Genomic DNA, 22983 nt, shown 5'->3' with positions numbered 1-22983 from the left:
CCGCCCGCGGGCGCCGGCCAGGCCGGCGCCCTCCTCCCGTCAGCGTCCCGGCAGCGGCAGGCTGGTGGTCGACTTGATCTCCGACAGCGCGACTATGGAGTTGATCTCCTGGATGCCCGGCACCTGCGACAGGCGCTCGAAGAAGAAGCGCTCGTAGGCCTCGATGTCCTCGGTGACGATGCGCAGCATGAAGTCCACCGCGCCCATCAGCACGTGGCACTCCAGCACCTCGGGGAACTCGCGGATGGCCGCGGCGAACTCGGTGAGGTTGTTGCGGCCGTGGGTGTTCAGCTTCACCTGGGCGAAGATCTGCGTGTTGAGGCCGATCTTCTTGCGGTCCAGCAGGGTCACCTGGCGGCGGATCACACCTTCTTCCTTCAGGCGCTGGATGCGCCGCCAGCACGGCGACTGCGAGAGGCCGATGCGCTCGGCGATCTCGGCCGTGGAGAGGGTCGCCTCCTCCTGCAGCAGGGCGAGGATGCGCTTGTCATAGGCATCCAGCTCGATCGGCATGATTTATTCTCCAATCCATAAAATCACGCATAGTCTATTCCAAAACCACCGGCCTTGGAGTCTATTTCGCAAAGCAAAACCCGCCCGGGCCACCGACAATGAGCCACCTCCCAGCCTTGCCGGTCACCCGCCATGAACCAAGCCGTTTCCCTGCCCAGCAGCACCACCGCCCTGCCCGCCAGCCTGTTCGACGCCGCTCCCGCCGAGCGCCCCGACGGCTGGACCCGCCGCCCGGCCGATATGGCGCGCCAGGCGCACTTCGCCATCCGCGTCGAAGCCGACGCGGACGTGCTGTGCAAGCTGCTGAACCTGTTCGCCCTGCAGGGCTGGCTGCCGGCCGAAGTACATGCCGTGCAGGCGGGCGAATGGCTGCAGGTGGACCTGCGCATCGCGGGCATGCCGGAGCAGCGTGGCGAGGTGATGGCCGAGCGCATGCGCTCGCTGGTCAGCGTGGCGGCGGTGGAATTGGCGTTCAGCGGCTGCTGACGGAGCGATCTGTCCGTTCAGCGATACAGGCTGGCTTTCTCGCGTTAGCCGGAAGGTCGCCGCGGGCATAGAGTCGGAACCGTCGTCCGTCCGTCAGAGGCGGCGACCGCATTCTTCGTACCTTGCCCGAGATGATCGCCATGGCTCGTCCACGTCTGCTCCCCGACAACTTCACCCTGGCCCTGGTCGCCACCGTGGCCATCGCCAGCCTGCTGCCCTGCCAGGGGCAGGTGGCCACCGCCTTCGGCTGGATCACCAACCTGGCCATCGGCCTGCTGTTCTTCCTGCACGGCGCCAAGCTGTCGCGCCAGGCCATCATCGCCGGCGCCACCCACTGGCGCCTGCACCTGCTGGTGTTCGCCTGCACCTTCATCCTCTTCCCGATCCTCGGCCTGGCGCTCAAGCCGGTGCTCTCGCCGCTGGTGACCCCGGACCTGTACCTGGGCCTGCTGTACCTGTGCGCCCTGCCGGCCACCGTGCAGTCGTCCATCGCCTTCACCTCGCTGGCCCGCGGCAACATCCCGGCAGCGGTGTGCAGCGCCTCGGCGTCCAGCCTGATCGGTATCTTCCTCACCCCGCTGCTGGTCCAGCTGCTGCTGGGCGTGCATGGCGACACCGGCGTCTCCACCCTCGATGCCATCGGCAAGATCACCCTGCAACTGCTGGTGCCCTTCATCGCCGGCCAGGCCCTGCGCGGCGTGATCGGCGGCTGGGTGGACCGGCACAAGCCGGTGCTGCGCTACGTCGACCAGGGCTCGATCCTGCTGGTGGTCTACACCGCCTTCAGCGCCGCGGTGATCCAGGGCCTGTGGCACCAGGTGCCGCTGACCGCGCTGGCCGGCCTGGTGGTGGTGTGCTGCATCCTGCTGGCCCTGGCGCTGCTGGCCACCAGCCAGCTCAGCCGGCGCCTGGGCTTCAACAAGGAGGACGAGATCACCATCGTCTTCTGCGGCTCGAAGAAGAGCCTGGCCACCGGCGTGCCCATGGCCCAGGTGCTGTTCGCCACCGGCAGCATCGGCGTGATCCTGCTGCCGCTGATGCTCTTCCACCAGATCCAGCTGATGGTCTGCGCGGTGCTGGCCCAGCGCTACGCCAGGCGCCAGCAGGAAAGCGCGGCGGCGGCGCAGGTGGCGCAGTCGCGCTGAGCCGCTCGGTGCGACGTGTCTTGCCGGCTGCGCCGGGGCGCTTTTCGTAGGATGGGTTGAGCCTTGGCGAAACCCATGCGGCCACGGCGATGGGTATCGCTTCGCTCAACCCATCCTACGGAGTGTCATATTTGCCTGTAGGAGCGCGCCCTGCGCGCGAATCGCGGGCAGGGCCCGCTCCTACAGGTTGATGCCCCGCGAAGTCAGGCCACCGGCGAACGCATGGTGACGAATTCCTCGGCCGCCGTCGGGTGGATGCCGATGGTCTCGTCGAACACCCGCTTGGTGGCCCCGGCCTTGAGCGCCACGGCGATGCCCTGGAGGATCTCGCCGGCCTCCGGGCCGACCATGTGGCAGCCCAGCACCTGGTCGCTGTCGGCGTCGACGATCAGCTTCATCAGGGTCTTTTCCTGGGATTCGGTGAGGGTCAGCTTGAGCGCGCGGAAGCGGCTCTCGAACAGCTTGACGCGGTGCCCGGCGGCGCGCGCCTCGTCCTCGGTGAGGCCGACGGTGCCGATGTTCGGCAGGCTGAACACCGCCGTGGGGATCAGCTTGTAATCCACCGGCCGGTATTCCTCGGGGCGGAACAGGTGGCGCGCCACGGCCATGCCCTCGGCCAGGGCCACCGGCGTCAGCTGCACGCGGCCGATGACGTCGCCGATGGCGCGGATCGACGGCTCGCTGGTGCGGTAGGCCTCGTCGACCTTGACGAAGCCCTTGTCGTTCAAGGCTACATCGACGTTCTCCAGCCCCAGGCCATCGAGCATCGGCCGGCGGCCGGTGGCGTAGAACACGCAGTCGGCCTCCAGCAGGCGGCCGTCCTTGAGTGTCGCCAGCAGGCTGCCGTCGGCCTGCTTGTCGATGCGCGCGATGTCGGCGTTGAACTGCAGGTCCAGGCCCTTCTTCGTCAGTTCGTCGCGCAGGTGCTCGCGCACGCTGCGGTCGAAGCCGCGCAGGAACAGCTCGCGGCGGTACAGCAGGCTGGTCTGCGCGCCCAGGCCATGGAAGATGGAGGCGAACTCCACGGCGATGTAGCCGCCGCCCACCACCAGCACCCGGCGCGGCAATTGCGGCAGGAAGAAGGCCTCCTGGGAGGTGATGACGTGCTCCTTGCCGGGGATGTCCGGCACCTGGGGCCAGCCGCCGGTGGCGATGAGGATGTTGGCGGCGCGCAAGCGCTGGCCATCGACTTCCACGGTGTGGGCGTCGACCAGGCGCGCGTGGCCTTCGAGCAGGCTCACCCCGCTGTTCACCAGCAGGTTGCGGTAGATGCCGTTGAGGCGGTGGATCTCGCGGTTCTTGTTGGCGATCAGGGTCGGCCAGTCGAAGCGCGCTTCGCCCAGGCTCCAGCCGAAGCCGGCGGCCTGCTGGAAGTCCTCGTGGAAGTGCGCGCCGTACACCAGCAGCTTCTTCGGCACGCAGCCGACGTTCACGCAGGTGCCGCCCAGGTAGCGGCTCTCGGCCACCGCCACGCGCGCACCGAACCCCGCGGCGAACCGCGCGGCGCGCACGCCGCCGGAACCCGCACCAATCACGAACAGGTCGAAATCGAAAGCCATCGTCGTTCTCCACTGGCAGATGCCCGGCAGCATACCTCATCGCCGCTGGCCTATCCTGCCAGCAGAGCCCACAGGAGGAAGCCGCCATGCGCCCCACCCTGACCCACCTGGCCCTGCACGTACCGGACCTGGAGGCCTGCATCGCCTTCTACGAACGCTTCTGCGGCATGCGCGTGATCCACCAGCGCGAGGGCAAGGGCTCGCGCATCGTGTGGATGGCCGAGCCGGGCAAGGAGCACCAGTTCATCTTCGTCATCATGCCCGGCGGCGAAGCCCGCCACCTGGCCAGCGACGACTACAGCCATTTCGGCTTCGCGGTGGACAGCCACGAGAAGGTCGACGCCATCGCCGCCGAGGCCGAACGCGCCGGCTGCCTGATCTGGGCGCCGCGCCAGGAGCCCTACCCTGTTGGCTATTACTGTGGCCTCAGGGATCCATCAGGCAATTACGTCGAGTTCAGCTACGGCCAGCCGCTGGGGCCGGGCTCGGAAGACATGCCGATCCCGCAGGCGCCATAGCTTTGCAGCGCTTTTTGTAGTAGCGAGCTTGCTCGCGAACCGCCCACGCACCGGAAACAGCGTTCGCGAGCAAGAACCAGGCGTCCCCCTCGCTCCTACGAAAAGCCCGTGGATCGTGCGGGCGCCGGAAACGAAGAAGCCACCCGCGGGTGGCTTCTTCGACGAACCGGGAACGCGCTGGGGTTACCAGGCCTTGCCGGTCTTGTAGAGGTTCTCGTAGCAGAAGTTGGTCGCCTCGATGTAGCCCTCGGCGCTGCCGCAGTCGAAGCGCTTGCCCTTGAACTTGTAGGCCAGCACGCAGCCATCCTGGGCCTGCTTCATCAGGGCGTCGGTGATCTGGATCTCGCCACCCTTGCCCGGCTCGGTCTGCTCGATCAGCTCGAAGATGTCCGGGGTCAGGATGTAGCGGCCGATGATCGCCAGGTTCGACGGCGCCTCTTCCGGCTTGGGTTTCTCGACCATGTTGTTCACGCGGTAGATGTCGTCGCGGATCATCTCGCCGGCGATCACGCCGTACTTGTTGGTCTCTTCCGGCGGCACTTCCTGGATGGCCACGATGGAGCAGCGGAACTGGTTGTACAGCTTGACCATCTGCTTCAGGACGCTGTCGCCTTCCAGGTTCAGGCAGAGGTCGTCGGCCAGGACCACGGCGAAGGGTTCGTCGCCGATCAGCGGGCGGCCGGTGAGGATGGCGTGGCCCAGGCCCTTCATCTCGATCTGACGGGTGTAGGAGAAGGTGCACTCATCGATCAGGCGGCGGATACCGACCAGGTACTTTTCCTTGTCGGTGTTGCGGATCTGGGTTTCCAGCTCGTAGCTGATGTCGAAATGGTCTTCCAGCGAACGCTTGCCGCGGCCGGTGACGATGCCAATCTCCGACAGCCCGGCTTCCAGCGCCTCTTCGACGCCGTACTGGATCAGCGGCTTGTTGACGATCGGCAGCATTTCCTTGGGCATGGCCTTGGTGGCCGGGAGGAAGCGGGTGCCGTAGCCGGCAGCCGGGAACAGACATTTCTTGATCATGGAAGTCCTTCGACATGAACGAGGGTGTGAATGGCGCGCAGTCTAATGAGCCCGCGTGCGGCTTACAATGCCCACGCTGCGCGCCCGCCAGCGGAGGCGCAGGCCCGTCGGGAGATGGGCAACGGCTAGTCAGACCGCCGCGGCGCCGGCAAGTTCGACCGATACTGGCAAAAAGTCAGCACCAGCTGCCCTCGGCGACCGTCTGTCGGCCTCGACCTACACACTCTGAAGGGCACTGCCACGCCCCGGGCTGACCTGGCTCAGCCTTCCGGCGGATTGTCGCGGCGGAGCAATCCGGCCGTATTGACCGGATAGGGACGAGACCGGATACTGTATTTACATACAGTATTCTAGGATTCCATCTTGCGTCGTTTCTGCCTTCCCCACCACCGGTGCCGACCATGGGCCTCGCCGTAGACCTGGGCGCGCTGCTCGACCAGCGACGCGTCTGGAAAGGCCAGGCCGGCACCGCGCCCAGTGCGGCCCAGCCCACCGGCCACGCCCGTCTGGACGCCCTGCTGCCCGGCGGCGGCTGGCCGGAGGCGGCGCTGAGCGAGATCCTCCATGGCGCCGAGGGCATCGGTGAGCTGCAGCTGCTCTGGCCAACCCTGGCGCGCTTGAGCCGCGCCGGCGAGCGCGTGGTGCTGGTGGCGCCGCCGCACATCCCCTACCCTCGCGCCTGGCTGGCGGCCGGCGTCGACTTGCAGCACCTGGTGTGGGTCGAGGCCAGCGGCCGCGATGCGCTCTGGGCGACCGAGCAATGCCTGCGTTCGGGCTGCTGCGGCGCCGTGCTGTGCTGGCCGCAGCAGGCCGACGACCGCGCCCTGCGCCGCCTGCAGGTGGCGGCGGAAAGCGGCCAGACGCTGGCCTTCGCCTTCCGCCCGCTGCGCGAGGCGCTCAACCCCTCGCCGGCTGCCCTGCGCCTGGCCCTCGAAGCCCGCCCGGCACAGCTGCGGGTGCTCAAGTGCCGTGGCGGCCTCGCCCCGGCCAGCCCCCTGCCGCTGGCCGCCCTGAACTGAGGTCGCCATGCTCTGGGCCTGCATTCTCCTGCCACAGCTGGCCATGGACGCCGCCCTGCGCCAGCGCAGCGATCCCGAGGCGCCCCTCGCCCTGCTCGCCGGCCCGCCGCAGCGGCGCGTGCTGCAGGCGGTCAACCCGGCGGCCCGCCGGCTCGGCCTGCGCCCCGGCCTGTCGCTGACCGCGGCGCGCGCCCTGTGCCGCGATTTCGACTGCGCCGAGTACGACCAGGCGGCCATCCAGCGCAGCCAGGACCTGCTCGCCGCCTGGGCCTACGGCTTCAGCTCCCAGGTCAGCCAGCATTACCCGCGCGCGCTGCTGCTGGAGGTCGCCTCCAGCCTGGCACTGTTCGGCCCCTGGCCGCGCTTCGAGGCCCGCCTGCGCGAGGAACTGCGGGCCCTGGGCTTCAGCCACCGCATCGGCGTGGCGCCCAATCCCGCCGCCGCGCGGGTACTGGTCAACGTCGGCGACGGCCTGCTGGTGGAACGGCCGCAAGCCCTGCGCAGCGCCCTCGGCCGCCTGCCCCTGGAGCGCTGCGGGCTGCCCCGGGAAAGCGTGGCCAGCCTGGCGCGCATGGGCCTGCGCAGCCTGCAGCAACTGCTCGCCCTGCCCCGCGATGGCCTGGCCCGGCGCTTTCCGGCGGAACTGCTGCGGCAGGTCGACAGCCTGCTCGGCCAGCGGCCGCTGGCCCTGGACTTCTACCGGCCGCCGGAGCGCTTCGAAAGCCGCATCGAGCTGAACTTCGACGTCGAATCGACCCAGGCCCTGCTCTTCCCCCTGCGCCGCCTGACCGGCGACCTCGCCGCCTTCCTCGCCGGGCGCGACAGCGGCGTGCAGCGCTTCGAGCTGTACCTGGAGCACCACGGCCGCAGCGACACCTGCATGCCGGTCGGCCTGCTCAGCGCCGAACGCGAGCCTGCCATGCTCTTCGAGCTGAGCCGCGGCCGCCTGGAGCATTTGCAGTTGCCCGCCGCGGTACACGCCGTGCGCCTACAGGCCGACGACCTGCCGCCCTTCGCCCCCGAACGGCGCCAGCTGTTCGACGAGCGCCCCCAGCAGACGCAGCCCTGGGAGCAGTTGCGCGAACGCCTGCGCGCCCGCCTCGGCGACGAGGCCGTGCATGGCCTGGGCGCCCTCGCCGAGCACCGCCCGGAGCAGGCCTGGCAACCCCGGGAAAGCCCGCGCACCCTGCCCTTGCCGCCCTGCGGGCCGCGCCCCGGGTGGCTGCTGTTGCAGCCACAGGCGCTGCGTGAAAGCCTGCCCAGGGTGCTCGCCGGGCCGGAGCGCATCGAGTCCGGCTGGTGGGACGGCACCGACCTGCGCCGCGACTACTACCGGGTGCAGACCCGCGCCGGCCAGCAGGCCTGGGTCTACCGCGAGGTCGGCAGCGAGGGGCCGTGGCTGATCCACGGCTGGTTCGCATGACTCCCGCCTACGCCGAGCTGCACTGCCTGTCGAACTTCAGTTTCCAACGCGGCGCCTCCAGCGCCAGCGAGCTCTTCGAACGCGCCGCGCGCCTGGGCTACCGCGCCCTGGCGATCACCGACGAATGCAGCCTGGCCGGCATCGTCCGCGCCTGGCAGGCGGCGAAGGAATACAAACTGGCGCTGATCGTCGGCAGCGAAGTGCGCATCGAGGCCGGCCCCAAGCTGGTGCTGCTGGCCGAGAACCTCGCCGGCTACCAGAACCTCTGCCGGCTCATCACCCACGCCCGGCGCCGGGCCGAAAAGGGCAGCTACCGCCTGTTGCGCGAGGACCTGGAAACCGAGCTGGATGGCCTGTTGGCGATCTGGCTGCCCGACGCACCAACGGATACCGACGGAACCTGGCTGCGCGAACGCTTCCCGCAACGCCTCTGGCTAGGCGTCGAGCTGCACCGCGGCGCGGATGACAGCGCCCGCCTGCAAGCCCTGCTGGCCCAGGCCGCCCGCCATGGCATCGCCGCCGTGGCCTGCGGCGACGTGCACATGCACAGCCGCGGCCGCCGCGCCCTGCAGGACTGCATGACGGCCATCCGTCAGCACCTGCCGGTCAGCGAAGCCGGCGCCTACCTGTTTCCCAACGGCGAACGCCACCTGCGCCCACGGGAAGTGTTGGCCGAGCTGTATCCGCCGCCGTTGCTGGAGGAGACGGTGCGGATCGCGGGGCGCTGCAGTTTCGATTTCGAGCAACTGCGCTACCAGTATCCCCGCGAACTGGTGCCCGAGGGGCATACGCCGAAGTCCTGGCTGTGCCAGATGACCTATGCCGGCATCCGCAGGCGCTGGCCAGAGGGGGCGCGGAAAAAGGTGCTCAAACGCATCGGCAAGGAACTGCTGCTGATCGCCGAACTGGAGTACGAGAACTACTTCCTCACGGTCCACGACATCGTCCAGTTCGCCCGCAGCCAGGGCATTCTCTGCCAGGGGCGTGGCTCGGCCGCCAACTCCGCGGTGTGCTTCGCGCTGGGCATCACCGAACTGGACCCATCGCGCAGCAAGCTGCTTTTCGGCCGCTTCATCTCCCGCGAACGCAACGAGCCGCCGGACATCGACGTCGACTTCGAGCACGAGCGGCGCGAAGAGGTCATCCAGTACGTCTTCCGTCGCTATGGCCGCCAGCGTGCAGCCCTGACCGCCGTGGTCAGCAGCTACCGCGGCGCAGGCGCCATGCGCGACATAGCCAAGGCCCTGGGCTTGCCGCCCGACCAGGTGGACGCCCTGGCCGGATGCTGCGGGCGCTGGAGCGAGCAAACGCCACCCGAAGAGCAACTGCGCGAAGCGGGCTTCGATCCACAGAGCCCGGTCATGCGCAGGGTGCTGGCGCTCACCGCCGAGCTGATCGGCTTTCCCCGCCACCTGTCGCAACATCCCGGCGGCTTCGTCATTTCCGAGCAGCCATTGACCAGCCTGGTCCCGGTCGAGAACGCGTCCATGCCCGAACGCACCGTGATCCAGTGGGACAAGGACGATATCGACGCAGTAAAGCTGCTCAAGGTCGACGTACTCGCCCTCGGGATGCTCAGTGCCCTGCGCCGCTGTTTCGACCTGGTGCATCGCCTGCGCGGCACGCCGATGAGCATTGCCAACATCCCCCCGGAAGACGCGGCCACCTACGAAATGATCAGCCGCGCCGACGCCATAGGCGTGTTCCAGATCGAGTCCCGCGCACAGATGGCCATGCTGCCGCGGCTACGGCCGAAGACCTTCTACGACCTGGTGATCGAGGTCGCCATCGTCCGCCCGGGGCCGATACAGGGCGACATGGTCCACCCCTACCTGCGACGGCGTAATGGAGAGGAGCCGATCACCTATCCCTCGCCGGCCCTGGAACAGGTGTTCCGCCGCACCCTGGGCGTGCCGCTGTTCCAGGAACAGGTCATGGAGGTCGCGGTGGTGGCCGCCGACTACACCGCCGGCGAAGCCGACGACCTGCGCCGCTCCATGGCCGCCTGGAAACGCCACGGCGGCCTGGAAAAACACCGCCTGCGCCTGACCGCAGGCATGTTGAAGAATGGCTATACCGCCGAATTCGCCGCGCGCATCTTCGAACAGATCAAAGGCTTCGGCAGCTATGGCTTCCCCGAGTCCCACGCCGCCAGTTTCGCCCTGCTCACCTACGCCAGCAGTTGGCTGAAGTGCCACGAGCCGGCAGCCTTCGCCTGTGCCCTGGTCAACAGTTGGCCGATGGGTTTCTACAGCCCCGACCAGGTCCTGCAGGATGCCCGCCGCCACGGCGTCGAGGTGCGCCCGGTGGACGTGCGCTACAGCCACTGGGACTGCGGCCTGGAGGACAAGGGCGAGGCACAGCCGGCGATCCGCCTGGGGCTGCGCATGGTCCGCGGCTTCCGCGAGGAGCTGGCCCTGCGCATCGTCCAGGCCCGCGGGCGACGGGCCTTCGAAAGCGTCGAGGACCTCAGCTACCGGGCCGGTCTGGACGCCGCGGCCCGCGAACGCCTGGCCGACGCCGGCGCCCTGCGCGGCTTGGCCGGGCACCGCCACCGGGCGCGCTGGGCCGTGGCCGGGGTGGAGCCGCAGCTACCGCTGTTCGCCGGCCAGGATGTGATGACGGAGACCGCGGTGAGCCTGCCGCTGCCCAGCCTGGGCGAAGAAATGCTCACCGACTACGCCAGCCTGGGCACCACCCTCGGCCCGCACCCGCTGAACCTGCTGCGCGGCCAGTTGAAGGCGCTGCGCTGCCGCAGCTCCCGCGAGTTGCCCGGCCTGGAGCACGGCCGGCCGGTCAGCGTCGCCGGGCTGGTCATCGGCCGGCAGCGGCCGCAGACCGCCAGCGGCGTTACCTTCGTCACCCTGGAAGACGAGTTCGGCCTGGTCAACGTGGTGGTCTGGCGCGACCTGGCCGAGCGCCAGCGCCGCGTCTTCCTGCAAGCGCAACTGCTGCAGGTGCGCGGCCGGCTGGAAAGCGAGAGCGGCGTGCGCCACGTGATTGCCGAGCAACTGGTCGACCTGACGCCCCTGCTCAGCGGCCTGGACGTGCCCAGCCGCGATTTCCGCTAGGGGCTCAGCTGGCCAGGCGGTGCAGGTTCCAGCGCACCACGCCCCAGATCGCCAGTTCGTCGCCCTCGCCGATGCGGATCGGCGGGTAGCGGTCGTTGGCCGGCAGCAGCGCGTAGCCGCCATCGATGATGTCCAGGCGGCGGATCAGCGGCTCGCCGTTCACCGCGGCCACCACCACCTCGCCGGAGCTGGCCAGGCAGGCGCGGTCCACCACCAGCAGGTCGTTGTCGTGGATGCCGGCGCCGGTCATACCATCGCCATGTGCGCGGACTATGTAGGTATGGGGCGTGTGCAGCTCGAGCAGGTCATCCAGCGACCGCGGCTGCGCCTGAAGGAACGCCGACGGATCGGCGGCGGCAGGAAGGAAAGCGGTATGAGACATGACGGGGCATCCTCGGAATACTGTATATACATACAGATACCAGAAACAATGTGAACCCGGCAAGCCATTCCCCACTCCATTGACAGCCGCCGGCAAGCGCGCCGGCGTAGTCTATCCTTCGTGTGGGGGCGAGGAGTTTCAGCATGAATCCTGGCACGTTCGTCACACTCATGATTTTCGGCTGGCTGCTGCTGGCGGGCGTCACCCTGTGGGCCTTCCTGCGCGTGCCCATGCGCCGGGCCCGGCTGCATTCGCGCAGCGAGGCCCAGGCCCACTCCCACGAGGCGCCGGCACCCCAGGCGCAGCCGCAGGCGGCCCCGCGCAGGCGCCATGCCGGCTGGCTAACGTGGAGTCATCGCTGAGGCGGCAGCAGGCCGCCGTCATTCAGGCTTTTCGGAAACCCCGCACAGGCTCCTGCCCCGACTTTCTCGCCCGACGGGCGAGGCTGGACAGCCCCGGAGCAGGCCGGCTCCCCTGGCTACACGGCCTCAGGCCAGGCGAATGTCCGCGCCGGTGACCTCGTCGCGCAGGGCGCGCAATTCGGCTGCATCCTGGTTCAGGTGGTGGATGGCCTTGAGCAACCGCTGGCGCAGCAGTTCGTCGGGCACTTGCTCCACGGCGCGCATCACTTCGATGGCAGTGGCTTCGTTGTTGCTGGCTACCGAGTCCAGCACCTTGCGGATGTTGCGGGCTGCACGTTGCACGTCAGGTCCTCATGACAAAGTGCGAGCACCCTAGGACAACAATATTTCTCAAAGATTTCAGCGAGTTGCATTCTGACCAATGGTCAAGCGCAGGCCCCGTGCGCAAGCCGGCGGATGACGCGGCGGCAGGCATCGGCGGCGCGGCCGATTGTCACGCTGCCGAATCGGGAAGCTGGGAATGCAGAGGGGGGATTCTGGTGCTCGGAGCGGGACTCGAACCCGCAAGACCGTGAGGCCGGCGCATTTTAAGTGCGCTGTGTCTACCAATTTCACCATCCGAGCCGGGCGGGCATTGCCGAGGCCGGAAGAGCGCGGCCACCGGGCAATGTGGAAGGGCCGAGACTATACCGAGTCGACTCGTTGCGGTAAAGCCGGGACCACGGGCGTAAGCGCTTGATGGCACAGCCGATTCCTTTCTTTCCGAGCGCCCTGCACAAGGGACTAGTCGGAATTACCGGCTTTTTGCCATCTCCCCTGTCGCATAAGCTGCCCACCCACGGGGCGGAAGGGAAGCCGACTCCGTCTTGGGCCGCATTACCCCGGATGCGGCCGCTTTTTCTTCCGCCACCTTCCCTGGACAGCCGAGCAGCGTGAACCCAATCACATAACCGTCGAAAAGCCAGCACAGAGCCATCATCGGTACAAGACTTTGACGTTCAGTGGATCACGAAACGCCAAACAGGAGAGGTCCGATGAGGCAACGTATTGCCACCCGCGTGGGCAGGTCCCTGGTCGTCATCGAAACCAAGGACATCACGCATTTCAGCGCGGAAGAAAAGTATGTGACGGCCTTCACCGCCAAGGGACGCATTCATTTCGACGCCACTCTGAAGGCCCTGGAAATCGAGTTCGCGGAGGAGTTCATCCGCATCCATCGCAGCCACCTGGTGCGCCGCAGCCTGGTCAGCAACCTGCGCTGGGACGCCTATTCGGCCAGCATCGGCATCGACGGCACGGAAACCCGCCTGCCCCTGAGCCGCCAGCGCGTCGGCGTGGTTCGCAACCTGCTGCGGGCCCGCGGCGGAGCGACCGTGATCGCCACCCTGGACGGGACGCTGCCACCTTCCATGCTGGCCAGCCCGCAGACAGCCCCTGCCCTGCGGGCTGGCTGACGAAAGAGCGTATCGCTCGACCGCCTGCAATATCAAAGCAACATCACGCTTCTATACTGCATGAAGGCTGACGGACCAGCCCCCATCGGTAGTACGAAGAAGCCTCGCCTCGCCGCGGGGCTTTTTCCTTTCCGCTATCCATCGTTCGAGTGAAAACTTGCATCAGCTCAAGGTATGAGCGATTCGCATACATGCAATCGAGGATGTATGTTTATTTCGCTGTCGCGTAATGGCAATATGCCTGGCCCTCTTGCTGAGGACATGGCCGGCCGAGCAGGGACGCGACGGCCAGCCACTCGCCCTTCTCAGCGCGCCACCCTGCCGCGCAATCCCCAGAGCAGCAGTCCGATGGCGACGATGATCGCCAGGCCGACGCTGACGAAACCAAGGGTCACCAGCAGCTCCTGCCAGGGCTCCCCGCTATGCCCCGCGGCGGTGACGGGCGACATGGCCGCAGTGCCGAAAACCGCGGCGAGCAAGGTGAAGGCCCAATTGGCATAGGCGCCGTAGAGCAATGCGCAGAAAGTGACACCCTGCCACCTGCGCGACAGCGCCACCTCATCCCAGATCGCCCCCAACGCCAGCAACAGCAGGCCATTGAGGATGCCCTCCAGGTGGGCCGCCAGGGCCATGCGCGGATTGCTCAGCTGCGCCTCGACCAGCCCGGTGAGCAGGCCGAGCAACAGCAGTAGCAAGCCGTGCCAGAGCAACCGCCGATTCACGCCAGCCATGCCGGGCCCCTCCGCGATCGGGCTTTCCCTTCACTCTAGACGGCGCGGCCTAGCGCAACGGCAGCCAGCCGGGCGCGATGTTTTCGTATGGAAGCAGCAGATAAGCCGCCAGATAGCAGACGATGAAAAGACAGGCGGCGGCCACGACGAGCCATTCGAAGCGCGACATCTCTCATCCTTGAGCAGCGCAATTCCAAAGTGCCAGTATGCCACGGCGAACCATGGATGGCATCCGGCATTCACCGGCAGGCAAGGAAACGAGCGGCGCAGCGCCGGGCCCGGTAGAATTCCGCCGCCCCGGGAACCGGAACGGCTGCGGCCGGTCTGACACCGCCAGCGAATTCACATTGCGGATCGCCCTGCGATCCGGACGCTCCATCGACCATCCCGGGCGGCAAGCCTGCCGCCCTTCATTTCTCGAGGTTAGCAATATGCGCAAAGCACTCCCCGCCCTGGCCCTGAGCCTGCTCTTCGCCCAAGCCGCCATGGCCGGCGGCGGTACCCAGGCAGCCGTCGGCGGCGGCCTGGGTGGCGCCCTGGGCAACGTCGTCGGCCAGCAACTGGGCGGCAGCACCGGTGCCGCGATCGGCGCCGGCGTCGGCGGCGCGGCAGGTAGCGCGGCCACAGCCAAGAAAGGCAGGAAGACCAAGGCCGCCATCGGTGGCGGCCTGGGCGCCGCCGGTGGCTCGCTCATCGGCAACAAGCTCGGCGGCAGCACCGGCGCGGCCATCGGCGCCGGCCTGGGCGGCGCGGCGGGCGGCGCCCTCGGCGGCAAGAAGTAAATCCAGCGCCGCACTGGAATGCCGAAGCCCCGTGGGCGCGAACCCACGGGGCTTTTTCGTGTGCGCCGCAAGGGCAGCGTGCCTAGTCCGAGGAGACGAAGCCCGCGTCTTCTCCTGGCCCCTAGAGTACGTCGACTCGCCAACAAGGAGACGGACATGGCCAGCAGCGAAACCGAGATCGCCAACCTGCTGTACCGCTACGCCGAGCGGCTCGACGCCGGCGACCTGGAAGGCATGGCCGCGCTGTTCCGGCACGCGCGCATCAAGTTGCTGGACGGCGCCGACAGCGTGACCGCGGACGCACTCCTGGCCATCTTCCGCCAACGCGTGAAGCTCTACCCCTGCGGCACACCGCGCACCCGCCACCTCATCAGCAACATGATCGTCGAGGTCGACGAAGCCGCGCACCGCGCCACGGCGAGATCCTGCTACACCGTCCTGCAGAGCACCGACAGCCTACCGCTCCAGCCGATCGCCATGGGCAGGTACCACGACGCCTTCGAACGCATCGACGGCGTGTGGCGTTTCTCCTTCCGAGACTATTCGATGCTGGATGCCACGGGGGACCTGAGCGGTCATTTGAATGGGGCCACGTAAGTCCGAGGCCGGGCGCACTCCCGCCAGGCCATAACGCGAATGCCCGAGCATGGTGGGCTGGGCCAGCATCGGCGCGATGCAATACTGAAGCTGAAGGTGTTCGGCGAGTCGGTGCCGCCCACCGCCACGTCATAGCCGCCGCCCTTGGTGAAGCGACTGGTCCGCGCACTTTCCGACCATGCAAGCATGTCGAGGAAGGCGCAGACGTTCTTGCCGCCGGCGTTTCCGGCGCTGATTCGAGGCATGAATTTCCTCCAGACATGAAAAAGCCCGCCAGGGGCGGGCTTGGTTGGGTTGGTACGGATCAATCAGGCCAGATCAACGAAAAACCTTTCATGGCGGGTTGCACACGATCACTTCGATCTGCTCCCCTACCCCGGATAATTGCGAGAGCTCCTAGAAAAACGCCCGTGTCGCTGATCTTTTCGGGGCTAGAGGTAAAGATCGAGGATCTCCTGAATCTTGCCTTCCTTGCGCATCTGCTCCAGTGCTCCCTGCAACTTCCGCACGACTTCATCGGGAGTTTGCTTGTTTAGCGCCAGGTAAAGATCGTCATGTGAATAGCGCAATACGATCTTCAGGTTCTTGATACCGACTTGGTTGGCGAGATAGCGTCCAGCAGGGTCGCCAGCAGCCCAGAGATCGATATTGCCCTTCACCAGGTTCTTGGCATTCTCTTGGTCGCGCAACTCCAAATGAGGGTCGAACCCACGCCTGAGCAGGTCTTCGGCCATCGCATCGCCCCTATAGGCGCCAACCTTGTACTTCTTTGCCTCCTCCAACGTTTTCAGGGTGATCTTGCTGTCATCTTTGGCGAACAGCACCCAGTCATCGGGGCCTATTGGGCCAACCCACTTGAACAGCTCTTCACGCTCGGGCGTCCGGGCGGTGACGAAAATGCCGTAATCGGGCTTCTCCAAGGCCGTCTTGTAGAGTCGGTCCCAAGGGTAGAGCAGAGTCATGGTGTATTTGATTTGGGCACGGTTGAACACTTCCCGCACTACGTCTACGGCGATACCGGTGATGCCATCTTCGAGGGCAAACTGCTTGCCTGTGATCGACATGTTGTATGGCGGGAAATTCTCGGTCAGCAAGGTAACTTTGTAATAGTCAGGGATAGGAGCATCATCGGCGTGCACTGAAAGACTGAGCAACAGCGCGGCTGTAATGATGAATGGACGAATGAACATGGAGACTTTACCTAGCGTTGTGAATAGGGCCGGCTATTTGATCTACTGATCGATGGTAGAAGTCTTTCAGACTCTTCTGAATCCCTGCACTGGTTGTAGACAAAAGCCCCGGACGTGACCGGAGCCAGAGGGGCATGCGAGATCTGAACCAGAAATTCTGCATGGTCCAATAGCGGCAGACCCAGTCCTCACGCCCAGTAGCGCTGCTGGGCCGCAATCGGCCCGCAGATCTCGCGCACGTAGCGCTGTTGGTCCGACTCATGCCCGATCTGGGCCAGGAACGCTGCCTGCCGCACCGGTGAGGTTATGCCGTACCGCGCCATCGCCCAGGAACAAAAACGCCGGCTCGAGGGCCGGCGCTGGGGAGGATGCGCAAAAGCTGCGCTTCGGTGAGGAGCATAGGCATCTCCGGGCACAAAAAGCCCGCGCAAGGCGGGCTTGTCGAGTTGATGACTCAGGCCGCTGCAGGCGATACCGGCCACTGGACACTGCGCGGCCAACCTTCTTGCTGCTCCAGGCGCACCAGTGCGATTCGGTATTGCCTCCACAACTTCAGCTGCGCTACTTCCTCAGCCCCATCACGGCCTCCCAGTCCGGAACCAGCTCAGTGGCTGCATTGGGGTCCATTTCAGCCAGCAACGCCGCGGCACGCGTATCGATTCGCGCGGACGCCCGGGCAATCCCAACCAGAACCGTCGCTCCACTCCAGACTCCAGGCTGAACCAGGTGACAGCAGCGCCCTGAGCTGCTGCAGATGCTCGTCAGGCAACCTCACTGCCATCCGCCGGGTTGGGGGGTGGTAAGCCCTACCAAGTAATCTTCAGTTGCGGAAACGAACCACAAAATTGCAGAAATTGTTTGACCAAGACGTGCAAAGAAAAAGCCCCGTAGATCGGGATCTACGAGGCTTTCCTGTTGGAGGCTGAGGTCGGAATCGAACCGACGTTCACGGATTTGCAATCCGACATCAATTTCTTATCTTTCAATAGTTTAGGTATGCATCTTCCATAATAGACAATTTATACCTCTGTTGCAGCCCTAGTGCCACGCAGGGGCGCTCTCTCGAAATGGAAACGATTTTCTGCCCCTTCCTCGCCCGTTCTGGGCAATTATTTATCTACCCTTTACCTGCCACAGTCTGTCGTCAGTAAGCTGTACCAGCTTAATGTTCATACCCTCGCGTACACCCGCTCCACCAAGTGGCAGATTAAGGTCGTAGTTCGCATGGTGGCAGGTCGGCTGGAGCCTTGTTGTAATAGCGTAAATCCACAGGCATGGATGGGCTGTACGGCGCTTTGCAAGCAAATACCTCAGACCTGTAAGAGCTATCAGTGCCGGCCGGTGCGCTTATATAGCCGTTAGGGGGCACTGGGTGAACTTCAATTGACCCTATTGGGCCTTCAGATCTATAGCTGACAGCTACAGCATTCAGCTTGAAGCTGCAAAGGTTCTGCCAGTTAACTGTGTATTGTTGGTTGCCGGTGTTGGACAGGCAACCGTCAGCTCGCCAATTTTGATCCCGGAGCTGGGTGTTCGCTGGGGACTCACGTTTCGTTGTGGATGGATTGGAGTTGCCAGCGGTGGACGCGGTGCTGATGGCTTTTATCTTGGTTGGCTTGGGGTGAGCTTTCTCCCACTTAGCCTGCATCGAATCAGGATTAGGCAAGACTTTTATCGTGCACTTACCCCACCGGTGAGCTAGTTTTTTGGATGCGTCACCATAGATGCCTGGCGCACTAGGGTCGTCAACGACGTCGAGGCTGGTGGTGGCGGAACCGTCGGGAAGTATCGTGACCCGCACTGATTTTCCATTGTAGGAGATGCCTGAAAAGGTTACGGAGCCATTGCCGGGCGTGCCAAGCATCCTCACTCGCTCTCCGCCTACCGATCCGTCCTGATTGAAGTTGTACTGTTTGCCAACCACGTTTTTGAAATACACCTTCCCGGGCATGGCCGGCAGTTGGCAAACGAATGATTTCTCATTGCTGGTATCAGTCGCCTGGGCCACGCTGCCGAGCAGCACGGCCCCTAATATCCAAGCGCCCCTCATTCTCTTCTCCCTCGCATTGCGCCTGATCCTGCGCAAGTCTAGATGGGCCAGAATGGTTGGCACGGCCACGCTTTTGTGCCAGTTATATCAATTGGCGATCGCCATTATTCCAGATCTTTTGTCGGGGGAGGCACCTCCCAGAAAGAAGGAAACAGTAGGGCGCTGATGTACTCGCTGGTAGCGCATTCAGGGAGCTTAATCTCTCCCTGAATACGCCTCATTGCGGCTGAAGAGCCTGATAACTCAGCTCACACGCCAACCCCGCTACTCGACTTGCATCAGCCGCTGCCCCGAGGACTCGATTGCGCCTGACAAATTCGTCGAGCAAGTCGGCAAGCACTCCGATGGCGGACTCGCCTGGCTGGCGCGCGCCGGCAGCGACGGCACTGCAGGTTGCAGAACGCCCGGCCCGCAGTCGGTTGACCTCGCGCTGCAGCCCATCAGCAGAATCAGCCCGCGCCTGTTCCAACTTCCCCTTTGCATCGCTCTCGATCTCCTCGACCGCCTGCTGGCGGCGTTTCGTTTCAGCCAGGGCAGCCAGCGCGGCGCGCCGATCGCGTTCAGCAATCTCGGTCCGATAGTCCGCCAGCTCTCCACGGGCGATAGCGGCATCGGCCTGGGCGGAGCTGACGCGGATTTGCTGCACCACGCCAACCAATATCGTCAACGCCAGCCCGGCCAGCGCCGCCCAGCACCAGGTAGGCACCAGCTTCAGCCAAGCCATCATGCAACCACCCCGCCCGCAGCACGGTACTGCTGCACCAGGTCCCCGATGCGATGCTCGCGCTGGCCGTACCCGGCGCCAGGCAAGCTGGCCCAGATGTTCGAGCACTTCGCGATAGCCTCGCGCACACGGCCGGCCTGGATATCACCCAGCACCCCGCGCTCGCGGATCTGCTGGATGGCCACCCGGTCCTGGCTCTCTGGGCTGAAGTCGCGCAACTGGAGCAGGTCGCGGTAGGGCTTCCACCAGCGGAACAGCAGTTGGTAGCGGCCGGCAGCAGTCGACTTCAGGCCCTGCTTGTTCACCGTCACCAGAATGTTCGGGTGGCCGGCGTAGTTGCTGAAGGTGTTCGGCGAGTCCAGGCCGCCGACCACCACGTCATAGCCGTCGTCCTTGGTGTACCGACTGGTGCGCGTGCCTTCCGACCAGGCCAGCATGTCGAGGAAGGCACAGACGTTCTTGCCGCCCGCTTGGGCGGCGCTGATTCGAGGCATGGTCAAGCTCCAGAAACGAAAACGCCGGCTCTAGGGCCGGCTTTAGGTAGAATGCGCAGCAACTGCATTGCTCGCTTAGGAAATGCTCAAAGGAATATCGGATGTCAGAAAGTCGAAATCAGTGGCTTGACGTTTGCCGGGCGCTTGCTATTTCGCTCGTGCTTCTATCGCATGGACGCTACTTCTTGGTTCCAGCATTCCCTTGGGCGCAGTCATTTAAGTTCGGTGGATTTCTCGGAGTAGAAATATTCTTCGTGCTCTCGGGATTCCTGATTGGCGGAATAATGCTTCGCTCTGCAAGCACATCGACAACGCCGACATCTTGGATACCTTTATTCTGGATGCGGCGATGGATGCGCACTTTGCCAAACTATTTTCTCTTCATTGCCATAAACGTTGTACTTTCGTACTCCATACGTCCGGCAGAAATACCAAATCTTCTGTACTATGCCAGCTTTACGCAGAACTTTGCGTGGCATCATCCAAGTTTTTTCGGGGAAGCATGGAGCTTGGCCGTTGAGGAAATATTCTATCTAACAACTCCCCTCCTAATCTCTGTATTCATGCTATGCGGAAAATCACCCAAGAGATCCATGCTTGGTACGGCGGCACTGGTTATCATGGCGTGCACGGCGGCACGTATCTTAGTGATTTACTCGCTAAACCCGCCACTCGACGAGGGCATTCGGAAGATCGCTGCGCTGAGGCTTGATTCTATAATGTATGGAGTGGTTGCTGCGGTAGTGCTGAGTGGAATCAAAATCTCAAGCGCAGCAAGAAAAATATCAGCGGTAGCGGGCGTAATTACACTGTGCGCAATTTCCTATTTTATGTCAAAGCCCGACGCAATATTAAATTCAAGCTACCCAATCAGGATTTTAATATTTACACTCACCTCAATTGGCGCCATTCTACTGATAATATCCTCCCTTAAGTCAAGGGTGCCATCATTTATCGCCATAGTTACTTCGCGAATCTCAAAGTGGTCATATTCCGCATATCTCGCAAATCTACCTGTGCTATTTGCGATAACACACATCCACCCAAACAGGGATGGAGCTACTGCCGGAATACTTCTATTCATAGCATATATAGCATCAACCTTTGCTATATCGGCGATAATTTACAAGACATTTGAATCAAAGATACTGCGCATTAGAGATGAGAGATTCAGCAAAGAACCAACTGTAGTTGAAACTCAGACAGATGCTCACACAGTTCATGTAAAAACTGAAAACATAATATTTAAAAAGTAACTGACAATGAAACTTAAGACGCTGGGTCAACTTGAAAGCGAACGCCTGACAGAAAAGGAGAATAATTTCCTTCTCATAAGGCTGTTTGCCTCGTTGCTAGTAGTAGCCGGACACTCTCTTGGCCTCTCGTATCAGGGTACCCAAGAAAATCTTGCGTCAATTACTTTTCTAGGCATAAGGCCTCACAGCCTAGGGGTTCTTATTTTTTTCTGTATAAGCGGATTTCTTATAACCAGCAGCATCCTAAAGAAAAGGAATCTAAAGGAATACTTAACAGCCAGATCATTGCGAATACTTCCTGGGCTCTCAGTATGCGTTTTGCTCACAGTTGTTTTATTTGGAATTCTTATATCGGACGCCGGATTCATTGACTACATTACACACAAAGAAACCATTTCATACATAGCTAGCAATATATCTCTAACCTCGGCAAAGTTTAGCCTTCCATTTGTAGACCTTGGGAAGTACGGAATTAACGGAAGTCTTTGGACTATACCGATAGAGGCGCGACTTTACATTTATATTGCAATCTTCTATACCACTGGACTCCTTGGCAGTAGGCCCGTAATTGCAATAACCGCTACTGCAACGCTCACCGCGCTCTATTTCGACAAGCTACCGCTAATACCGTACAGCAAAGACAACGTGCACTTGGTTTGCTGCTTCTTCATTGGTAGTTTAATGTATATATTCCGAGAAAATATTTATATATGTAAATACATACTTTTCACAATTACTGCCATTTCAATCGCGATTGCAATTCAAACAGGCTTCATGCTGGCTATATTTTTCACTATAGCTTATGCATGTTTACTATTCGCGTACTCAGAGAAAATTATTCTCCCAAGCTTCGTACAGGACTATTCTTATGGGGTTTACCTTTACTCATTCCCCATACAGCAGCTAACGATACATTATTTCCCGAATATTCCAGCCATCTATCTGGCGGCAATTTCCATCCCCGTATCGATAGCAGTTGGCGCGGCTTCTTGGTTCGCTATTGAGAAACCATTCCTCTCCCTGAAGAGAGGAATGACTTCAAGATCTGACGCTATAGAAACCAGTTGAGCTAAAGACAACCAGGCATGATCGATTACGCTTGGTTGTCTGGTTCTGGCGGCATGAATCCTTTCTCTTCGCTCCATAGCCAATCTTGGAAAACCTCCGCCTCATCCGGCACTTCGACCCACTTCAGCGCCGGATGAAACACTTCCGCCATGTCACCATCGGTCTCGAAGAGTTCGAAGACTTTACCGTCTTGGATGCGCGCATAGAGCGTCATCAGCTGTACTCCTAAACGATGATGAGACCATTGGCGCCAGCCACCCCCGCCTTCGCGGACGAACTGCTTGAGAGACAAACGCCACCGCCACCTGAGCCAGTAGTAACACCAGCGTTACCCGCAGAAGCGTTACCAGCCCCAACGCCAGCGGCCCCTCCTTTGCCGGAAGGCGCACCATCACCGCCAATCTGCCCGTTAGAGGACATGAGTTCTATGCTCCCCCGCGGCCCGGCAGCCTGGTAAATGATCCCGGAACCAGCAATGACCAAGCCTCCAGATCCGCCCACTGCAATCAGCGTGGCAGTAGGAGTAATGACGGATTGGTTGCTTCCCTGTCCTCCTGATGCTGAGACCAAAGCGCCGAAGCTGGTGGTATCGCCATTACCACCCGAACCGCCGCCCGAAGTACCGGCGGCGCCACCGCCACCACCACCCGACACGCGCCATGTAGACCCACCGGTAGCGGCTAAGCCAGCAGAACCGCCTCCGGAGCCGATCACTTCGACAAGCACCGACTTGGTTCCCGGTGTTGGGGTATAGGTTCCACTGGAAGTGAAGACTTGGACACCGATCAGCCTGCCGCCAACAGCCGCCTTCAGGTTCGCCAGGATCGTCGCAGTCGTACCATCGTCGATAACATCGACACCGGCGTTGTCAGAGATCATCTGCGCCAGTACCGCGGACATGACCGATGCCTGGCGCCAGACCTTGTTCAGCTGTGCGGATTGGGCAGTGCCAGCGGAGAATCCATTGGATCGCAAGGCCGTCTGCGCCAGGTAAGCCGATTGTGTAAGGACGTTCGCGCCCGCCCCGCCAGCGAAGGGCAGGAAATCGTTCGTTGCCATGAAGACCCCCTATTAGGCTGTGAGGTCTATGAGGCCGGAGTTATCCAGCCGTTGTGGCCAGTAGGTGAGCAGTTGGA

At 63.1% G+C, this 22983-nt stretch carries 26 protein-coding genes, 1 tRNA gene and 1 pseudogene; 12 read left to right on the top strand and 16 right to left on the bottom strand.

The features are described from left to right. Positions 1–39: 39 nt before the first annotated feature. Positions 40–513: an Lrp/AsnC family transcriptional regulator gene (locus FG99_RS29360; protein ID WP_043273730.1), complete on the bottom strand. Its 474-nt coding sequence runs from the start codon at positions 511–513 to the stop codon at positions 40–42. Positions 514–645: 132 nt separating this feature from the next. On the opposite strand from FG99_RS29360, the gene FG99_RS29355 reads away from it, so the two are divergent. Then, complete coding sequence (locus FG99_RS29355; protein WP_051879405.1) at positions 646–999, top strand: hypothetical protein; 354 nt, start codon at positions 646–648, stop codon at positions 997–999. A gap of 140 nt (positions 1000–1139) precedes the next feature. Continuing rightward, a complete protein-coding gene (locus FG99_RS29350) occupies positions 1140–2144 on the top strand; it encodes a bile acid:sodium symporter family protein (RefSeq protein ID WP_043273852.1) in 1005 nt (334 codons plus the stop codon). Between the two features lie 203 nt (positions 2145–2347). Here the strand turns inward: FG99_RS29350 and gorA are convergent, their stop codons facing one another. Further along, entirely contained in the window at positions 2348–3703 is a 1356-nt protein-coding gene (gene gorA, locus FG99_RS29345) for a glutathione-disulfide reductase (protein WP_043273729.1), read from the bottom strand. Positions 3704–3789: 86 nt separating this feature from the next. On the opposite strand from gorA, the gene FG99_RS29340 reads away from it, so the two are divergent. Beyond that, a complete protein-coding gene (locus FG99_RS29340; RefSeq protein ID WP_043273727.1) occupies positions 3790–4221 on the top strand; it encodes a VOC family protein in 432 nt (143 codons plus the stop codon). Positions 4222–4404: 183 nt separating this feature from the next. Here the strand turns inward: FG99_RS29340 and galU are convergent, their stop codons facing one another. Then, a complete protein-coding gene (gene galU, locus FG99_RS29335) occupies positions 4405–5244 on the bottom strand; it encodes a UTP--glucose-1-phosphate uridylyltransferase GalU (protein WP_009619948.1) in 840 nt (279 codons plus the stop codon). Positions 5245–5645: 401 nt separating this feature from the next. Between galU and imuA the strand changes: the two genes are divergently transcribed. Genes imuA through FG99_RS29320 form a run of 3 tightly spaced genes read left to right on the top strand, consistent with a single transcriptional unit; the run spans position 5646 to position 10757 of the window. Next, the gene (imuA, locus tag FG99_RS29330; RefSeq protein WP_043273726.1) at positions 5646–6263 is read left to right on the top strand and encodes a translesion DNA synthesis-associated protein ImuA; all 618 of its coding nucleotides are present in this window, start codon (positions 5646–5648) and stop codon (positions 6261–6263) included. A gap of 7 nt (positions 6264–6270) precedes the next feature. Beyond that, complete coding sequence (locus tag FG99_RS29325) at positions 6271–7686, top strand: Y-family DNA polymerase (RefSeq protein ID WP_043273725.1); 1416 nt, start codon at positions 6271–6273, stop codon at positions 7684–7686. Then, positions 7683–10757, top strand: coding sequence for an error-prone DNA polymerase (locus tag FG99_RS29320; RefSeq protein WP_043273724.1), 3075 nt, complete (start codon positions 7683–7685; stop codon positions 10755–10757). The genes FG99_RS29325 and FG99_RS29320 overlap by 4 nt, the downstream gene beginning before the upstream one ends. Before the next feature lie 4 nt (positions 10758–10761). Here the strand turns inward: FG99_RS29320 and FG99_RS30930 are convergent, their stop codons facing one another. Further along, positions 10762–11139 carry a LexA family protein gene (locus FG99_RS30930; RefSeq protein ID WP_064582945.1) on the bottom strand — a complete coding sequence of 126 codons (378 nt, stop codon included), beginning with the start codon at positions 11137–11139 and terminating at the stop codon, positions 10762–10764. A 143-nt stretch (positions 11140–11282) separates the two neighbouring features. Between FG99_RS30930 and FG99_RS29310 the strand changes: the two genes are divergently transcribed. Beyond that, positions 11283–11501: a hypothetical protein gene (locus FG99_RS29310; protein WP_043273722.1), complete on the top strand. Its 219-nt coding sequence runs from the start codon at positions 11283–11285 to the stop codon at positions 11499–11501. Between the two features lie 126 nt (positions 11502–11627). On the opposite strand, the gene FG99_RS29305 is transcribed toward FG99_RS29310, so the two are convergent. Both FG99_RS29305 and FG99_RS29300 read right to left on the bottom strand, forming a co-directional pair. Continuing rightward, entirely contained in the window at positions 11628–11843 is a 216-nt protein-coding gene (locus tag FG99_RS29305) for a hypothetical protein (RefSeq protein ID WP_009619935.1), read from the bottom strand. Positions 11844–12038: 195 nt separating this feature from the next. Next, positions 12039–12125 (bottom strand) — tRNA-Leu (locus FG99_RS29300). A gap of 410 nt (positions 12126–12535) precedes the next feature. Between FG99_RS29300 and FG99_RS30925 the strand changes: the two genes are divergently transcribed. After that, positions 12536–12955, top strand: a complete 420-nt coding sequence (locus tag FG99_RS30925; protein ID WP_051879403.1) for a LytR/AlgR family response regulator transcription factor — start codon at positions 12536–12538, stop codon at positions 12953–12955. A 305-nt stretch (positions 12956–13260) separates the two neighbouring features. On the opposite strand, the gene FG99_RS29290 is transcribed toward FG99_RS30925, so the two are convergent. Then, positions 13261–13686 carry a styrene oxide isomerase gene (locus tag FG99_RS29290; RefSeq protein WP_043273720.1) on the bottom strand — a complete coding sequence of 142 codons (426 nt, stop codon included), beginning with the start codon at positions 13684–13686 and terminating at the stop codon, positions 13261–13263. 431 nt (positions 13687–14117) lie between these two features. On the opposite strand from FG99_RS29290, the gene FG99_RS29285 reads away from it, so the two are divergent. Next, positions 14118–14468: a hypothetical protein gene (locus tag FG99_RS29285; protein WP_009619928.1), complete on the top strand. Its 351-nt coding sequence runs from the start codon at positions 14118–14120 to the stop codon at positions 14466–14468. A gap of 156 nt (positions 14469–14624) precedes the next feature. Then, a complete protein-coding gene (locus FG99_RS29280; protein WP_043273718.1) occupies positions 14625–15065 on the top strand; it encodes a nuclear transport factor 2 family protein in 441 nt (146 codons plus the stop codon). Here the strand turns inward: FG99_RS29280 and FG99_RS33020 are convergent. The 7 genes and pseudogenes from FG99_RS33020 to FG99_RS29260 form a co-directional block, all read right to left on the bottom strand. Continuing rightward, a complete protein-coding gene (locus tag FG99_RS33020) occupies positions 15044–15310 on the bottom strand; it encodes a lysozyme family protein (RefSeq protein ID WP_256205145.1) in 267 nt (88 codons plus the stop codon). The genes FG99_RS29280 and FG99_RS33020 overlap by 22 nt on opposite strands. Before the next feature lie 186 nt (positions 15311–15496). Further along, positions 15497–16255 carry a substrate-binding periplasmic protein gene (locus FG99_RS29275; protein ID WP_043273717.1) on the bottom strand — a complete coding sequence of 253 codons (759 nt, stop codon included), beginning with the start codon at positions 16253–16255 and terminating at the stop codon, positions 15497–15499. 248 nt (positions 16256–16503) lie between these two features. Then, positions 16504–16655 (bottom strand): annotated as a pseudogene (locus FG99_RS33015) (glycoside hydrolase family 19 protein); the annotation flags it as partial. A gap of 54 nt (positions 16656–16709) precedes the next feature. Continuing rightward, positions 16710–16805, bottom strand: a complete 96-nt coding sequence (locus FG99_RS33370) for a hypothetical protein (RefSeq protein WP_371263890.1) — start codon at positions 16803–16805, stop codon at positions 16710–16712. Positions 16806–17462: 657 nt separating this feature from the next. Then, entirely contained in the window at positions 17463–18278 is an 816-nt protein-coding gene (locus tag FG99_RS32350) for a hypothetical protein (protein ID WP_141766103.1), read from the bottom strand. 244 nt (positions 18279–18522) lie between these two features. After that, positions 18523–19032, bottom strand: a complete 510-nt coding sequence (locus tag FG99_RS29265) for a DUF2514 family protein (RefSeq protein WP_051879399.1) — start codon at positions 19030–19032, stop codon at positions 18523–18525. Then, positions 19029–19523 carry a glycoside hydrolase family 24 protein gene (locus tag FG99_RS29260; protein WP_043273716.1) on the bottom strand — a complete coding sequence of 165 codons (495 nt, stop codon included), beginning with the start codon at positions 19521–19523 and terminating at the stop codon, positions 19029–19031. The genes FG99_RS29265 and FG99_RS29260 overlap by 4 nt, the downstream gene beginning before the upstream one ends. 101 nt (positions 19524–19624) lie before the next feature. On the opposite strand from FG99_RS29260, the gene FG99_RS31760 reads away from it, so the two are divergent. Both FG99_RS31760 and FG99_RS31755 read left to right on the top strand, forming a co-directional pair. Continuing rightward, the gene (locus tag FG99_RS31760) at positions 19625–20779 is read left to right on the top strand and encodes an acyltransferase family protein (RefSeq protein WP_081884757.1); all 1155 of its coding nucleotides are present in this window, start codon (positions 19625–19627) and stop codon (positions 20777–20779) included. 6 nt (positions 20780–20785) lie between these two features. Next, the gene (locus FG99_RS31755; protein ID WP_081884756.1) at positions 20786–21847 is read left to right on the top strand and encodes an acyltransferase family protein; all 1062 of its coding nucleotides are present in this window, start codon (positions 20786–20788) and stop codon (positions 21845–21847) included. 25 nt (positions 21848–21872) lie between these two features. Here FG99_RS31755 and FG99_RS29255 read toward each other — a convergent pair whose 3' ends face one another. Continuing rightward, on the bottom strand, positions 21873–22061 hold the full coding sequence (locus FG99_RS29255; RefSeq protein ID WP_043273715.1) for a hypothetical protein: 189 nt from the start codon (positions 22059–22061) through the stop codon (positions 21873–21875). Between the two features lie 11 nt (positions 22062–22072). Continuing rightward, positions 22073–22906 carry a hypothetical protein gene (locus FG99_RS31750; RefSeq protein ID WP_081884755.1) on the bottom strand — a complete coding sequence of 278 codons (834 nt, stop codon included), beginning with the start codon at positions 22904–22906 and terminating at the stop codon, positions 22073–22075. Positions 22907–22983: the final 77 nt, after the last annotated feature.

This window comes from Pseudomonas sp. AAC, assembly GCF_000725445.1.
GTDB classification, from domain to species: Bacteria; Pseudomonadota; Gammaproteobacteria; order Pseudomonadales; family Pseudomonadaceae; genus Pseudomonas; species Pseudomonas citronellolis.
Note: the sequence above shows the minus strand (reverse complement) of the source record. Positions and strands in the feature narration are given on the sequence as shown.

Coding starts and splice junctions, on each gene's coding strand:
- FG99_RS29360 (WP_043273730.1), bottom strand. CDS start 513: ATGCCGATCGAGCTGGATGCCTATGACAAGCGCATCCTCGCCCTGCTG.
- FG99_RS29355 (WP_051879405.1), top strand. CDS start 646: ATGAACCAAGCCGTTTCCCTGCCCAGCAGCACCACCGCCCTGCCCGCC.
- FG99_RS29350 (WP_043273852.1), top strand. CDS start 1,140: ATGGCTCGTCCACGTCTGCTCCCCGACAACTTCACCCTGGCCCTGGTC.
- gorA (WP_043273729.1), bottom strand. CDS start 3,703: ATGGCTTTCGATTTCGACCTGTTCGTGATTGGTGCGGGTTCCGGCGGC.
- FG99_RS29340 (WP_043273727.1), top strand. CDS start 3,790: ATGCGCCCCACCCTGACCCACCTGGCCCTGCACGTACCGGACCTGGAG.
- galU (WP_009619948.1), bottom strand. CDS start 5,244: ATGATCAAGAAATGTCTGTTCCCGGCTGCCGGCTACGGCACCCGCTTC.
- imuA (WP_043273726.1), top strand. CDS start 5,646: ATGGGCCTCGCCGTAGACCTGGGCGCGCTGCTCGACCAGCGACGCGTC.
- FG99_RS29325 (WP_043273725.1), top strand. CDS start 6,271: ATGCTCTGGGCCTGCATTCTCCTGCCACAGCTGGCCATGGACGCCGCC.
- FG99_RS29320 (WP_043273724.1), top strand. CDS start 7,683: ATGACTCCCGCCTACGCCGAGCTGCACTGCCTGTCGAACTTCAGTTTC.
- FG99_RS30930 (WP_064582945.1), bottom strand. CDS start 11,139: ATGTCTCATACCGCTTTCCTTCCTGCCGCCGCCGATCCGTCGGCGTTC.
- FG99_RS29310 (WP_043273722.1), top strand. CDS start 11,283: ATGAATCCTGGCACGTTCGTCACACTCATGATTTTCGGCTGGCTGCTG.
- FG99_RS30925 (WP_051879403.1), top strand. CDS start 12,536: ATGAGGCAACGTATTGCCACCCGCGTGGGCAGGTCCCTGGTCGTCATC.
- FG99_RS29290 (WP_043273720.1), bottom strand. CDS start 13,686: ATGGCTGGCGTGAATCGGCGGTTGCTCTGGCACGGCTTGCTACTGCTG.
- FG99_RS29285 (WP_009619928.1), top strand. CDS start 14,118: ATGCGCAAAGCACTCCCCGCCCTGGCCCTGAGCCTGCTCTTCGCCCAA.
- FG99_RS29280 (WP_043273718.1), top strand. CDS start 14,625: ATGGCCAGCAGCGAAACCGAGATCGCCAACCTGCTGTACCGCTACGCC.
- FG99_RS33020 (WP_256205145.1), bottom strand. CDS start 15,310: ATGCCTCGAATCAGCGCCGGAAACGCCGGCGGCAAGAACGTCTGCGCC.
- FG99_RS29275 (WP_043273717.1), bottom strand. CDS start 16,255: ATGTTCATTCGTCCATTCATCATTACAGCCGCGCTGTTGCTCAGTCTT.
- FG99_RS29265 (WP_051879399.1), bottom strand. CDS start 19,032: ATGATGGCTTGGCTGAAGCTGGTGCCTACCTGGTGCTGGGCGGCGCTG.
- FG99_RS29260 (WP_043273716.1), bottom strand. CDS start 19,523: ATGCCTCGAATCAGCGCCGCCCAAGCGGGCGGCAAGAACGTCTGTGCC.
- FG99_RS31760 (WP_081884757.1), top strand. CDS start 19,625: ATGTCAGAAAGTCGAAATCAGTGGCTTGACGTTTGCCGGGCGCTTGCT.
- FG99_RS31755 (WP_081884756.1), top strand. CDS start 20,786: ATGAAACTTAAGACGCTGGGTCAACTTGAAAGCGAACGCCTGACAGAA.
- FG99_RS29255 (WP_043273715.1), bottom strand. CDS start 22,061: ATGACGCTCTATGCGCGCATCCAAGACGGTAAAGTCTTCGAACTCTTC.
- FG99_RS31750 (WP_081884755.1), bottom strand. CDS start 22,906: ATGGCAACGAACGATTTCCTGCCCTTCGCTGGCGGGGCGGGCGCGAAC.